Here is a 13431-nt window from a genome sequence, read left to right on the forward strand (position 1 = left end):
GCTATTGGTCCTCAGCTCGGCGCAGGATCCGCAGCGCGCCCGGAACCGCGCTGATCTCGGCGGGCAGCGGGCAGGCGAAGTCGCCGTCGGCGTAGACGTTGATGCCCGGGCACTCGACGTGAACGGATTTGGCCCGCGTGGTGCTCACCTCGTCGAGGTCGACGTGGGTGCCTTTCATCACGGTGGGGAAGAGGCGGACCAGCTTCGTCCGGGACGCCGAGTGCACCATGGTGATGTCGAGCAGACCGTCGGTGTGATCGGCGTGGGGGCAGATCAGCATGCCGCCGCCATAGCTGCGGGTATTGCCGAAGGCCGCCAGCGTGATGTCGGCATCGATCTCTCGCGTCCCGTCGAGGACCATGCGAAAGGGCAACAGCCGCAACTGCGATAGCTCGGCGAGCATGGCGAGGTAGTACCGCAACCGCCCGTCCGGCCAGGTCATCCGGTTGGCCCGGTCGGTCACCAGGGAGTCGAATCCGGTGGCCGCCACCGTGCCGAACCACTTGTCGGCCCCGTTCTCGGCGCGGATCCGGCCCAGGTCGATGGTTTCCGTGCAGCCGTCGACGATGATGTCCGCGGCGGCTTCCGGATCCTTTGTGGGCAGACCGAATTCGCGGGCGTGGTCGTTACCCGTCCCCGCCGCCACGATGCCGATTGGAACGTCGGTGCCCGCGAGCACTTGCAGCGCGTTGGAGACGACGCCGTCACCGCCGGTCACCATCACCGCGTCGACGCCCTTATCCAGTGCGGCGCTCACCAGGTAGCGCGCGTCCTGCGCGTCGTCGCCGATGATCTCGACCACCTCCACACCGTGGTGGTGCAGCCGCGCGATCGCGCGCTCCGCCGCCCGGATCGCGGCGCCGTGCCCGGAGACGGGGTTGGTCAGCGCGATCACTTTCGCGATCTCGCGCCGATTCATGGAATCAGCTTGCCGGGGTTGAGGATTCCAGCGGGGTCCAGGGTCGCCTTGACCGCGCGTAAGACCTGCACCCCCAGCTCGCCCACCTCGTCGGCCATCCAGGGGCGGTGGTCGGCGCCGACCGCGTGGTGGTGGGTGATCGTGCCGCCGGTGGCCATGATCGCGTCGCACGCGGCCCTTTTCGCGGCCTTCCATTGTTCGATCGGATTGCCGCGCTGGCCGGCGACGACGGTGAAGTACAACGACGCTCCGGTGGGGTAGACGTGCGAAATGTGGCACATCACCAGCGCCGGTGTGCCGGTCTCGGCCAGCGCGTCGGTAAGCGCTTGCGTCACAGCGGCTTTGAGCGCGGGGATGTTGGACCAGTCGGTGGCGGTCTCGAGCGTCTCGCAGAGTGCGCCGGCCGACAGCAGCGAGTCGCGCAGATACGGTGCGCCGAACCGCCCGTGCTCCCAGGCCCGCGCGGGCGCTTCGCCCAGCGACGTTCCGCCTTGCGCCGCCAGCAGGGCGCTGGTTTCGGCGTGCCGACTCTCGACGTGTTCCTTGCTGCCCTCGAACACCGTGATCGCCAGACAGCCGCCGGTGATCTGGCTTTCGCCGATCGACTCGGTGGTGGCCAGATTGACTCCCGTCTCGGCCTCGTCGGAAAGCCGGATGACGGTTGAGCCGGTGGCCGTTTGCGTGACGGCGCGCAGGGCCGCGGCCCCGGTCTCGAAGTCCGGGAAGGACCACGCCTCGTAGCGGACGGCTTCCGGGAGGCGGTGCACCCGCAGCCGCACCCGGGTGATGACGCCGAAGGCACCCTCCGAGCCGATCATCAGCTGACGCAGGTCGGGGCCGGCGGCGGACTCGGGCGCGCGGCCCAGGTCCAGGGTGCCCACCGGGGTGACCACGCGCAGGCCGCGCACCATGTCGTTGAACCGGCCGTAGCCCGCCGAGTCCTGCCCGGACGAGCGCGTCGCGGCGAAGCCGCCGATCGTCGCGTATTCGAAGCTCTGCGGGAAATGCCCGAGTGAAAAGCCTTGAGCGCCAAGCAAGCGTTCCGCATCCGGTCCGGTGACGCCGGCCCCGAACACGGCCTGACCCGAGACGTCGTCGAGCGAGATCAGTTGGTCGAGGCGGCGCAGGTCGAGGGACACGACGGCTTGGAACTCGCCGCGTACGGGATCCAAACCGCCGACCACGCTGGTGCCGCCGCCGAACGGGACGACGGCGATGCGGTGGTGGGAGCAGTAGCGCAGGACCGTGGCGACGGCGTCCTCGTCGCCGGGCAGCAGGATGGCGTCGGGCACGTCCTGCACGCCCGCGTCCTTGCGGCGCAGCAGGTCGATCGTGGACTTGCCGCCGGCGTGCAGCAGCCGATCCCGGTCGTCGGTGCGGCAGTAGGCGGCGCCGACGAGCTCGGCCAGTGCGTCGCGATGCGCCTGCGACAACGCCGACGGGCGCACGCGCACCTGATCGGGTTCGAGCTCGGCGACGCCGGAATCCTGCACGCCCACAGCCTGTTTCAACAGCGCCCGGATCCCCTCGGAGAGCGGCTTGGCCGCGGCGGGGTCACCCCAGGCGTTCCACTTCATCGGGGGGAGGAGGCCCTCGGGTTGCGTCATGCGTTACAGTATTACACATGCTGTCAATCAGTAACGCTCGCATGCCGGTGGACACCGGAGAGCGCATCCTCGCGGCGGCAGCCAGCTGCGTGGTCGATTTCGGGGTGGATCGGGTGACCCTGGCCGAGATCGCTCGACGCGCGGGCGTCAGCAGGCCCACGGTCTACCGCCGCTGGCCGGACACTCAGTCGATCGTGGCCGCGCTGTTGACCCGGCACGTCACCGAGGTGATGCGGGACGCGCCGCTGCTCGGTGACGACCGGGAATCGCTTGTCCGACAGATCGTCACGGTGGCCGACCTGCTGCGCCGCGACCGCCTCGTGATGTCCGTCTTGCACTCCGAGCTCGCGCCGATCTACATCACCGAGCGCCTCGGGACCAGCCAGCACATGCTGATCGACGCCCTCGCCGCCCGGCTGCGAGTCGCCCAGCGCAATGGCAGCGTGCGCGCCGGCGACCCGGTCCAGATGGCGACCATGGTGCTGCTGATCGCCCAGTCGACCATTCAGTCCGCGCAGATCGTCGAACCGCTCCTGGACGCCGAAACGCTGGCCGGCGAACTCGCCTACTCGCTGAACGGATACCTGTCGTGATCCCCGACCCCACCGCGCTCAACGCCGCCCGCCGCGCGGCCGACCTGAGCGCGCTGGCCGACGGCGAACCGCTGGACGTCGTCGTGATCGGCGGCGGCATCACCGGCGCCGGCATCGCTTTGGACGCCGCGTCGCGCGGGTTGCGGGTGGCGCTGGTGGAAAAGCATGATCTGGCCTTCGGCACCAGCCGCTGGAGTTCCAAGTTGGTGCACGGCGGCCTGCGCTACCTGGCGACCGGCAACGTGGGGATCGCCCGGCGCAGCGCCATCGAACGCGGAATCCTGATGAGCCGCAACGCCCCTCATCTCGTTCATGCGATGCCGCAACTGGTTCCGCTGCTGCCGTCCATGGGCCGGGGCAAACGCGCGGTGGTGCGCGCCGGATTCCTGGCGGGGGACGCGCTGCGGATGCTTGCGGGCACGTCGTCGTCGACGCTGCCGCGGTCGCGCCGAGTCGGGCCCGAGCGCGTCGTGCAGATGGCGCCCACCGTCCGGCGCGACGGCCTGGACGGGGGCCTGCTGGCCTACGACGGGCAGCTGATCGACGACGCCCGGCTGGTCACCGCGGTCGCGCGCACCGCGGCGCAGCACGGCGCGCGGATCCTGACCTACGTGGCGGCGTCGAAGGCCACCGGCACTTCGGTGCGGCTGACCGACCAGCGCACTGGGCAGTCGTTCGATGTCTCGGCCGGGGCGGTCATCAACGCGACCGGGGTGTGGGCGGCCGAGATCGACGGCGTGTTGCGGCTGCGACCCAGCCGTGGCACGCATCTGGTGTTCGACGCCGAAGCCTTCGGCAATCCCACTGCGGCGCTGACGATTCCGATACCCGGTGAGCTCAACCGGTTCGTGTTCGCCATGCCCGAGCAGCTCGGCCGGGTCTACCTGGGGCTGACCGACGAAGCCGCGCCCGGGCCGATTCCGGACGTGCCGACGCCGTCGGCCGACGAGGTCGCGTTCCTATTGGAGACGGTCAACACCGCGTTGGGGGTTGGGCTCGGCCCCGCCGACGTCACCGGTGCGTACGCGGGCCTGCGGCCGTTGATCGACACCGGGGAGGGCCGCACCGCCGACGTCTCGCGCGAGCACGCCGTCGTGGAGTCGGGATCCGGGATCATCAGCGTGATCGGCGGCAAGCTGACCGAATACCGTTACATGGCACAGGATGTGCTGGATCGGGCGATCAGCCTGCGGCACCTGCGCGCCACGAAGTGCCGTACCCACAACCTCCCGCTGATCGGCGCGCCCGCGAACCCGGGGTCGGCCGGCTCGAGCCCCGTTGCCGGATTGCCGGCGTCGCTGCTGCAGCGATACGGCGCCGAGGCGGCCAAGGTCGTCGCCGCCGCCGGCTGCAAACGCCCGACTGAGCCGGTGGCCGAGGGCATCGACGTCACCCGGGCGGAATTCGAGTACGCGATCACCCATGAGGGCGCGCTGGATGTCTCGGACATCGTGGATCGGCGGACGCGCATCGGATTGGTCGAGTCCGATCGCGAGCGCGTGGTGGCGGTGGCGGAGGAGTTCGTGGCGCGGTTCGGCTAGGGCGCCGCGTCGGGATTCATATTATGACTGTAAATCCCGAATGACAGCGACTATCATTTCTCTGATGACGACCATTCGCGTTCCCGTGCTCATCGTCGGTGCCGGTGCCGCCGGCTTGGCCACCTCCGCGTTGCTGGCCAAACACGGGGCCCATTCGCTGCTGGTGGAGAAGCGGCGCGAGACTTTCATCTATCCCAAGGCCCGCAACCTGAGCTTCCGGAGCCTGGAAATCCTGCGCGGCCTCGGGCTCGGCGACGAGGTACATGCGGTCGCCGACCATGTTTCGACCCTGATGGTCAGGCCCACGCTCAACAGCGCCGAGGAACGCGTGGCCATCGACATCAACGCGATCTTCGCGGGACTCGACGCGCTCAGCCCGGAGCCCGCCGCGCAGTATTGCCCGCAGAGCAGGCTGGAGCCGATTCTGCTCGGCGAGACGCGCCGGCGGGGAAGCGAGGTGCGGTACGGGACGGAAGTGGTGTCGTTCGAGCAAGACGGGGCCGGCGTCACCGCGGTGGTCCGCGACCGGGATACCGGGAAGTCCGAGACTGTCCGCGCCGACTACCTCGTCGGCGCCGATGGTGTGCACAGCCCGGTCCGAAACTGGTTGGGCATCAGCACGTCCGGTTATGGCGCGTTACCGATCTTCGTCGTGTTCATCTACTTCCGGGCGCCCTGGAAGAAGTTCGTCTCGCAGTTGGCCGACGGGGATGCCGTGCAAGTCAAGAACGCTGACGTGGACGGCATCTTTCTGCTGGTCGACGGCGACTTGGGGATGTTCATCACCACGTACTTCCCGGGCAAAGGTGAGTCGGCGGAGCAGTTCACGCCGCAACGCTGCCGGGATGTGCTCATCAAGGCGATCGGCGAGCCGATAGACATCGATGTCATCGAGGTGGCGGCCTGGCAACCCTACGAGCAGGTGGCCGACCAATTTCGTTGTGGCCGAACCTTTCTCGTCGGCGATTCGGCGCACACCATGCCGCCGTTCAAGGCCGGGGGAGCCAACACCGCGATCCAGAGTGCGCACAACCTGGCCTGGAAGCTGGCCGCCGTTTTAGACGGGACCGCCGAACCGGCACTGCTGGATACCTACCAGGCCGAGCGTCACCCGGTTGGGCAGTTCGCCGCCCGGCAGTCGCTGACCGGCCCGACGCTCGCCGTGCTGCCCATGAGCGAGGACGGTCCACAATTGCCGGCCGACGAGGAGTGCTCGATGTTCGAACTGCTCATCGGATTTCAATACCGCTCGGCGGCGGTGGTGAACGTCGACGGGCCTGCGACGGTTTCGGGCGGTGTGCAGCTCGTGGGGGAGTTGCGCGCTCAGCCCGGCACCCGGGTTCCCCACGTGTGGGTGCGCGACGGCGTGTCGACGCTCGACCTGGTTAGGCCCGGGTTCACCGTGCTGACCGGCGACGAACGCTGGTGTGCCGCTGCGGCTTCGGTGCCGGTGGCCGCGCACCGCATCCATAGCGACGAGTGGTCGGCAGTCACCGGACTCACTCCCGAAGGCGCGCTGTTGATCCGTCCGGACGATTTCGTCGGCTGGCGTGCCGATGCGCTGCCTGACAACCCCGAAGGCGAACTGCGCCGGGCGCTTACCACGATCCTGGGCCGCGGAAGGGCATAACCACCTTGCCGAATTTGATAGCACAGGTGATATCAAATTCGTAGCCCACCCAATGGTCGGAGAGCCGTGCTGAAGGGGCCGATGCGGCCGCTCTCGACCTACAGCGGGATGTTCTTGTGCCGACCGCGGCGCGCCGGCGCCTGGGCCAGCGCCTCGGTGAGCTTGCTGCGGGTGTGCGACGGGTCGATCTTCTCGTCGACCACACCGATCTCGATGGCGCTGTCCACACCGCCGGCGATCTTCTCGTGCTCGGCGGCCAACTGGTCGTGCAGCGCTTCGCGCTCGTCATCGGCCGCGGCGGCCAGCTTCTTCTTGTGCAGGATGCCGACGGCGGCCTTGGCACCCATCACGGCCACCTCGGCGTCCGGCCAGGCGTACACCTTCGTCGCGTTGAGCGATCGGGAGTTCATCGCAATGTAGGCCCCGCCGTAGGTCTTTCGGGTGACCAGCGTGACGCGCGGAACCGTGCACTCGCCGAACGCGTGCAGCAGCTTCGCGCCGCGGCGCACCACGCCGCCCCACTCCTGGTCGACGCCGGGCAGGTAGCCGGGAACGTCGACGACCACGATCAGCGGGATGCCGAACGCGTCGCACAGACGCACGAATCGTGCTGCCTTCTCGGCGCTTTCGGAGTTCAGGCAGCCACCCAGTCGCAACGGGTTGTTCGCCAGGACGCCCACCGTGCGGCCGGACAACCGGCCCAGCCCGATCACCATCGACGGTGCCCAGTTGGCCTGGAACTCGTCGAACGGCGTCTCGTCGTCCAGGATCGCGGTCACGATCGGACGCACGTCGTAGGCCCGCCGGGCCGACTCGGGGAGCAGCGCGTGGATATCGGTGTCACCGGCCTCGGCCCTGCTGCGGTCGAAATGGCCCTGCTGGCAGAACAATCCGACCAGGCGGCGGCCACGCTCGTAGGCGTCGAGCTCGTCGTCGGCGACGATGTGGCACACGCCGGACTTCTTGTGGTGGGTCTCCGGGCCGCCGAGGGACGCCATGTCCACGTCCTCCCCGGTGACGCTCCGCACCACGTCGGGCCCGGTGACGAACACCCGGCTTTCCGGCGCCATCACGATGACGTCGGTCAGCGCGGGACCGTAGGCCGCGCCGCCGGCGGCGAAACCGACGACCACCGAGATCTGCGGGACATATCCGGACGCGCGAATCATCGCCTCGAACACCGTCCCGACCGCGTGCAACGCCTTGACGCCCTCGGCCAGGCGCGCCCCGCCGGAGTGCCAGATGCCCACGATCGGGCTCTGCTCCTCGATGGCGGTGTCATAGGCGTTGACGATGTGGGCACAGCCCTCGACGCCCATGGCGCCGCCCATCACGGTCCCGTCGGTGCAGAAGGCGATGGTCCGCACACCGTTCACGGTGCCCGACGCCGAAAGCACACCCGAGCGGTCACGCTCGTGCAGCAGCTCGACGCTGCCCTCGTCGAAGAAGTTGCTCAGACGCAGCAACGGGTCCCTGGGGTCGAGCGACTCGCCGACCGACGCGGGGGCCATGATTGTCATCGCAGTCTCCTGTTTTCCGGGTGTGCTGTCTGGTGACGAAGCGGTGATCAGTACCGCCCGAAGGCGACCGCGACGTTGTGCCCGCCGAATCCGAACGAGTTGTTGATGGCGTACCGGTAGTTGCCCGGACGCGGCTTGCCCGCCACCACGTCCAGATCCACCTCGGGGTCGAGGTTTTCGAGGTTCAGCGTCGGCGGAACGACCTGGTCCCGGAGGGCCATCACCGTCAGGATCGACTCGACCGCACCCACGGCGCCCACCGAGTGGCCGAGCGCGGACTTGGGCGCATACACCGCCGGCTTGTGGCTGCCCAGGGCGTTGTTGATGGCCTTGGCCTCGGCCACGTCGCCGACCTGGGTACCGGTGGCATGGGCGTTGACGTGGTCGATATCGCCCGGAGTGAGCCCCGCGAGCTGGATCGCCCGCGAGATCGCATGGCCGGCGCGTGCCCCATCGGGGTCCGGCGCCACCATGTGAAAGCCGTCCGAGGTGATGCTGGCCCCCATTACCCGGGCCAGGATGTTGGCGCCGCGGGCCTTCGCGTGCTCCTCGGTCTCGATCACCATCAGCGCGCCGCCCTCACCGAACACGAAGCCGTTGCGGTCGCGGTCGAACGGGCGGCAGGCGCCCGCCGGGTCGTCGTTGGTTGTGGACAACACGATGCGCATTGCGGCGAACGCCGCGATCGGCACCGCCTCGATCTTGGTTTCCACACCACCGCAGATCGCGATGTCGGCCTCGCCGAACACGATGTGCCGCCACGCCTGGGCGATACCTTCGGCGCCCGACGCACATGCCGACACCGGGGCGCATACCCCGGCCTTGGCATGCCGCTCCAGCCCAACCGTCGCGGCCGCGCCGTTGGGCATGTATTTCTGCACGCCCAGCGGGTTGAATGCCTTGGTGCCGCGCTCGCGCAGCGAGTCATAACCCCAGATGAGCTCCTCGGTCGAGCCCATCCCGGTGCCGATGCACACCATCAACCGGTTGGTGTCCACCTCTGGTGAACCGGCGTTCTCCCATACCCGCCGGCCCAGCACGGTGGACATCTTTTGCAGATAGGACAGACGACGCAACTCAATGCGCGTCAGGTGGCTGTCGAACTCCTCGACGAGGTGCCCGCCGATACGGACCGGCAGGTCGAACTCTTCGATGAACGGGTCCTCGAGGGTGCGGATTCCACTTTGGCCGTCTAGCAACAACTTCCAGGTGTTCTCCGCATCCGATGCGACTGCGGTCGTCATGGCGATGCCTGTGACGACCACGTTCGGGAGCGCTTTCCCGGTAACCAGCTCTGTCATGAGTCTTGCGATCTTCCTTCTGTGCTCAGTACCGCCCGAAGGCGAGCGCCACATTGTGGCCACCGAACCCGAACGAGTTGTTGATCGCGTAACGGAAATCGCCGTAGCGAGGTTCGCCCGCAACAACATCAAGGTCGATCTCGGGATCTGGGGTTTCGTAATTCAGTGTTGGCGGTATCACGCCGTCCCGAAGGCTCAATACCGTGAGAACAGATTCCAGCGCGCCGACCGCGCCGATAGAGTGGCCCAGCGCCGACTTCGGCGCGTACACCGCTGCTCGCTCGCAGCCGGCGACCCGGATGGCGTTGGCCTCGGCCGTGTCGCCGATCGGCGTCGCCGTCCCGTGAGCGTTGACGTGGTCGATGTCCTTGGGGGACAAGCCCGCCAATTCGAGCGACCGTTGCATTGCCCGTCCGGCGCGCACGCCGTCCGCCGCGGGAGCGACCATGTGGAACGCGTCCGACGTGATGCCGGCACCCATCAACCGGGCCAGCGGCTTGGCACCGCGGGCCTTGGCGTGCTCCTCGGTCTCGATGATCATCATGGCCCCGGCCTCGCCGAAGACGAAGCCGTCGCGGTCCTTGTCGAACGGCCGCGAGGCACGTTCGGGCTCATCGTTGCGGGTGGACATGGCCCGCATCATGGAGAACGCCGCGATGGGCAGCGCCTCGATGGGTCCCTCGACACCGCCGCAGACGGCGAAGTCGGCGTCACCCATGACGATCTGCCGCCAGGCGTGGGCGATCGCCTCCGAGCCCGACGAACAGGCCGACACCGGGGTGATCACTCCGGCGCGGGCACCGAGCTGCAGGCCCACCACCGCCGCGGCGCCGTTGGGCATAATCATCTGAACGGCGAGCGGCGACACCTTGCGGGGACCGCCCTCGTTCATCAGGTCGTAGGTCTCCACGATCCGCTCGGCGCCGCCGAGCCCGGTGCCGACCACCACCGAGAACCGGTCGGGGTCGACCTCCGGGCTGCCGGCGGACTCCCACAGCTGAGTGCCCAGCAACTTGGCCAACCGTTGGACGTAGGACATCCGCCGCAAGTCGAGCCTGCTCATGTGCTCGTCGATGGGCTCCTTGAGGTGACCACCGATCTTGACGGGCAGGTCCCACTTGGTGACGAACTCGTCCTCGAGAACGTGGATGCCGCTTTCGCCGGCTAACAAACCCTTCCACGTGCTCTCGATGTCCGGCGCGATCGATGTCGTCGCCGTGACGGCGGTTACCACAACGTTGGGGTAACCGCCATTGGCAGTGGAAGGCTTGCTCACTTGTCCGCTTCCAGCCTCGCCTTGACGTTGGCAACGGCGTCGGGGTTCTCGGACTCCAGCTTGGCGCGCAGCGCTGCGGCGGCCTCGGGGTCTTCTTCCTCGAGCTTCTGGATGTACGCGACGACGTCACCGACGGTACGCAGACCGGCGAGGTCCTCGTCCGGGATCTTCACGCCGTACTTGTCCTCGGTCTGCACCGCGATCTCGACCATCGACAGCGAGTCGATGTCCAGGTCGTCCACGAACGACTTCTCCGGGGTGACCTCGGACGGCTCGATACCGGTGACCTCTTCGATGATCTCCGCGATACCGGCAATGATTTCTTCTTGAGTGACGGCCACAGCGTCTTCCCTTCGTAATGTGTTGAGTTGATCGAACAGAATGTTCTTTAGAGCGGTATGTGGTTGTACTGGAAGCGGCTTCTAGAGTTCGGCCAGTGCGTCCAGGTCTGCGGGTGCTTTGACGGCGCGGGTCGTAACCCCCCGAAGTTCGCGTTTGGCGATGCCGGTGAGAGTGCCCGCAGGGGGGAACTCCACGGCCGCCGTGATTTCCCGGTCACGCATGGTTGCCGTGCACAGGTCCCAGCGCACCGGCTGGGTGAGTTGAGCGACCAGCGCGTCCATCGCCGCCGCCGCCGAGGCGACGGGCTGCCCGTCGCGGTTGGACAGCAGCGTGGCGGTGGGCTCGGCGGTCGCGACGGCGGCCGCCGCGGCGGCGTAGCGGTCGAGGGCCGGAGCCATGTACTTGGTGTGGAACGCCCCGGCCACCCCGAGGGCGCGGATCCGGGCCTTGGCCGGCGGGTCCTCGGCCAGCTTCTCCAGCGCCGTGAGCGGGCCGGCGGCGACGATCTGGCCGACGGCGTTGCGGTTGGCGGGGAACAGGTCGAGCTGCTCGAGACGGGTCAGCACCTCGGCCTCGTCACCGCCGAGCACCGCGGACATGCCGGTCGGCTCGATGGCGCAGGCCTTGGCCATTTCGGCGCCACGGGTGGCGGCCAGCGCGACGGCGTCATCGGCGGCCATCACACCGGCGATCGCGTAGGCCGCGATCTCGCCGACGGAGTGACCCGCCACGATGAGGTCCGCGTCGGCAAGCAGGCCGCGCTTGGTGAGCTCCTGGTGGGCCAGCAGCGTGGCCGCGACGACCAGGGGCTGAGTGACCGAGGTGTCGGTGATCTCCTCGGTCGACGCGGTGGTACCCAGCCGGACCAGGTCGAGGCCGCTGGCCTTCGACCACAGGTCGAGCTGGTCCGCGGCACCCGGCAGGTCGAGCCACGGCGAGAGCATCCCCTCGGTCTGTGAACCCTGTCCGGGCGCAAGCAATGCAATCACGTGTTTAAGAGAACACTGTGGAAACGGTTTTGGCGGGTGTAACAGATTATGAACCTCGTCTTAGGTTTTTGTGTAGTCCCCACAAAATAGCTCCGTAAGCTACGTGTTCGATATCGTGCCGCGACCTGTGGCCTGGGTCACTACGCCTCGGATTGACTCCCGATAGCCGCCCTGACCGGCAGCGGAACCGGAGGCATCGCGTTGGTGCCAAGGCTAGCGGGAGCTGTGGGGTAGTTGAGCTGGCCGACCGTCGCCGCCACTCGCAGCACATATGCGTCGCGGGGCTGCGTGGGGTCTCGTCCGGTGAAGTCGGTGATCCGCTTGAGCCGGTAGCGGACCGTGTTTGGATGAACGAACAACTTTCTGGCACATGCCTCAATGGCGCCGCCACAATCTAAATAAGCGTCGAGAGTCTCGATGAGCGTGGGGCCCGCCGCGGCCAACGGTCCCATGACGTCGGTGTGCAACGCCACGATCGCCGAGGCGTCCCCCATCAGGGCACGTTCGGGCAGGAGTTCGCGCGCCGGCACGGGCCGCGGCGCCCCCCGCCAGCCACCGACGGCGTTCATCCCGGAGATCGCCTCGCTGGCGCTGTGGTAGGCCGCGGTCAGCATTGGCGCCGTCGGACCGATGACCACCGGGCCGTCGGAGAACGCGTCCAGTAGGTCGCCGAGGAATTTGTCGGTGGGCGACAGTTGGCCCGACACGACGGCGACCAGCCAGGTGCCGTGCACATCGGTGAGGGCGGCGCGGCCGTGCCGGCCGGCGATGTCGCGGACGTGCTGACTGGCCCGCTGGTCGTCGCCCGGTCCGGTCGACCCGCCGGGGCCCGGCGCGGGGACCCCGACCACGACCGTGGCGGGGGCGGTGGTGTCCCAGTTGAGCGCCGCGGCCCGGGACAACAGCTCGGGGCCGGTGTCACCGCGCACCACCGCGTCGACGACGCTGGCCTCCATCCGGCTGTCCCAGCTGCCGCGCGCCTCGGCCGCGTTCGCGTAGGCCGAGGCGGACGTGAAGGCCAGATCGCGGCTGTACTTCAGGACGCCCACGGTCAGGGCGGTCAACTGCTCCTCGGAGCGGGCCACCAGCGGCAGCACCTCTTCGAAGAACTCCATGGTGACGCGCACCATGTCCACGCTGTGCCGCAACGCGATCCGGCGGGCCAGGTCCTGGGGCACCAGCTCGAAGGCCTGTGCGGTGTAGCTGACGTTGCTGTGGGGGTCCTGCATCCACTCGACGAAGTTGTTGATGGCCGTCTGCACCACCAGCGCCACGCTGGCCCGCTGGGAGGCTTCCAAGTCGGCGAAGAACGGCAACCGGTCCTGCATCACCGAGACGGCTTCGGTGGCCAGCCGGCCGGAGTGCTGCTTCAACCGCCGCAGGACGGAATCCGGCACGCTGTCGAGCAGTTCGAGCGGCGACCGGGGCTGCTTGGCGAAGGGGCCGGCGAACGGGTTGTCATTCACCCCTAAAACCTACGCCACATTTTGGATATATCTGCCAAGGCGGCGGGGGGTGAACGGCGCTTTTGGCCCGAGCGTCACGCCAGCGTGGTGTCCGGACCGACCGTCACGCTGGCGTGACGCTCGGTGGGGAGCGTGGGCAGCGGTCGAGTGTGCGGCTGGCCCCCCCCACGCCCAATGTGCGGCTGGCCGCCCGCTCGGCGGGGGGCGGGGCGCGCGGGGGCGTGGGCGCCGCCCCGGCCCCCCCCGG

Annotated in this window: 11 protein-coding genes; 3 read left to right on the forward strand and 8 right to left on the reverse strand. The window is 68.3% G+C overall.

Annotation, left to right across the window (positions count from 1 at the left end; all coding sequences use genetic code 11):
- Position 1 precedes the first annotated feature (1 nt).
- Together A5756_RS07255 and A5756_RS07260 are read right to left on the reverse strand one after the other, a co-directional pair.
- Entirely contained in the window at positions 2-919 is a 918-nt protein-coding gene (locus tag A5756_RS07255) for a diacylglycerol kinase (RefSeq protein WP_066949691.1), read from the reverse strand.
- Entirely contained in the window at positions 916-2496 is a 1581-nt protein-coding gene (locus A5756_RS07260) for an FAD-binding oxidoreductase (RefSeq protein WP_369828588.1), read from the reverse strand. Before A5756_RS07260 ends, A5756_RS07255 begins: the two co-directional genes overlap by 4 nt.
- A 47-nt stretch (positions 2497-2543) precedes the next feature.
- On the opposite strand from A5756_RS07260, the gene A5756_RS07265 reads away from it, so the two are divergent.
- The 3 genes from A5756_RS07265 to A5756_RS07275 all read left to right on the forward strand — a co-directional run bounded on the left by A5756_RS07265 (position 2544) and on the right by A5756_RS07275 (position 6290).
- Complete coding sequence (locus A5756_RS07265) at positions 2544-3119, forward strand: TetR/AcrR family transcriptional regulator (RefSeq protein ID WP_066949698.1); 576 nt, start codon at positions 2544-2546, stop codon at positions 3117-3119.
- Positions 3116-4660 carry a glycerol-3-phosphate dehydrogenase/oxidase gene (locus A5756_RS07270; protein WP_066949702.1) on the forward strand — a complete coding sequence of 515 codons (1545 nt, stop codon included), beginning with the start codon at positions 3116-3118 and terminating at the stop codon, positions 4658-4660. The genes A5756_RS07265 and A5756_RS07270 overlap by 4 nt, the downstream gene beginning before the upstream one ends.
- 64 nt (positions 4661-4724) lie before the next feature.
- The gene (locus tag A5756_RS07275) at positions 4725-6290 is read left to right on the forward strand and encodes an FAD-dependent monooxygenase (protein ID WP_066949706.1); all 1566 of its coding nucleotides are present in this window, start codon (positions 4725-4727) and stop codon (positions 6288-6290) included.
- 98 nt (positions 6291-6388) lie between these two features.
- Here A5756_RS07275 and A5756_RS07280 read toward each other — a convergent pair whose 3' ends face one another.
- From A5756_RS07280 to A5756_RS07305, 6 genes are all read right to left on the reverse strand, one after another.
- Complete coding sequence (locus A5756_RS07280; RefSeq protein ID WP_066949709.1) at positions 6389-7810, reverse strand: acyl-CoA carboxylase subunit beta; 1422 nt, start codon at positions 7808-7810, stop codon at positions 6389-6391.
- Between the two features lie 47 nt (positions 7811-7857).
- Positions 7858-9111 carry a 3-oxoacyl-ACP synthase KasB gene (gene kasB, locus A5756_RS07285; RefSeq protein ID WP_066949712.1) on the reverse strand — a complete coding sequence of 418 codons (1254 nt, stop codon included), beginning with the start codon at positions 9109-9111 and terminating at the stop codon, positions 7858-7860.
- A 25-nt stretch (positions 9112-9136) separates the two neighbouring features.
- The gene (gene kasA, locus A5756_RS07290; RefSeq protein WP_066949715.1) at positions 9137-10387 is read right to left on the reverse strand and encodes a 3-oxoacyl-ACP synthase KasA; all 1251 of its coding nucleotides are present in this window, start codon (positions 10385-10387) and stop codon (positions 9137-9139) included.
- Entirely contained in the window at positions 10384-10728 is a 345-nt protein-coding gene (gene acpM, locus A5756_RS07295) for a meromycolate extension acyl carrier protein AcpM (protein WP_066949723.1), read from the reverse strand. Before acpM ends, kasA begins: the two co-directional genes overlap by 4 nt.
- A gap of 81 nt (positions 10729-10809) precedes the next feature.
- On the reverse strand, positions 10810-11718 hold the full coding sequence (locus A5756_RS07300; RefSeq protein ID WP_066949727.1) for an ACP S-malonyltransferase: 909 nt from the start codon (positions 11716-11718) through the stop codon (positions 10810-10812).
- Positions 11719-11858: 140 nt separating this feature from the next.
- Positions 11859-13184 carry a CdaR family transcriptional regulator gene (locus A5756_RS07305; protein ID WP_066949730.1) on the reverse strand — a complete coding sequence of 442 codons (1326 nt, stop codon included), beginning with the start codon at positions 13182-13184 and terminating at the stop codon, positions 11859-11861.
- Positions 13185-13431 lie beyond the last annotated feature (247 nt).

This window comes from Mycobacterium sp. 852002-53434_SCH5985345 (assembly GCF_001667155.1).
Classification (GTDB): Bacteria; Actinomycetota; Actinomycetes; order Mycobacteriales; family Mycobacteriaceae; genus Mycobacterium.

Coding starts and splice junctions, on each gene's coding strand:
- A5756_RS07255 (WP_066949691.1), bottom strand. CDS start 919: ATGAATCGGCGCGAGATCGCGAAAGTGATCGCGCTGACCAACCCCGTC.
- A5756_RS07260 (WP_369828588.1), bottom strand. CDS start 2,496: ATGAAGTGGAACGCCTGGGGTGACCCCGCCGCGGCCAAGCCGCTCTCC.
- A5756_RS07265 (WP_066949698.1), top strand. CDS start 2,544: ATGCTGTCAATCAGTAACGCTCGCATGCCGGTGGACACCGGAGAGCGC.
- A5756_RS07275 (WP_066949706.1), top strand. CDS start 4,725: ATGACGACCATTCGCGTTCCCGTGCTCATCGTCGGTGCCGGTGCCGCC.
- A5756_RS07280 (WP_066949709.1), bottom strand. CDS start 7,810: ATGACAATCATGGCCCCCGCGTCGGTCGGCGAGTCGCTCGACCCCAGG.
- kasB (WP_066949712.1), bottom strand. CDS start 9,111: ATGACAGAGCTGGTTACCGGGAAAGCGCTCCCGAACGTGGTCGTCACA.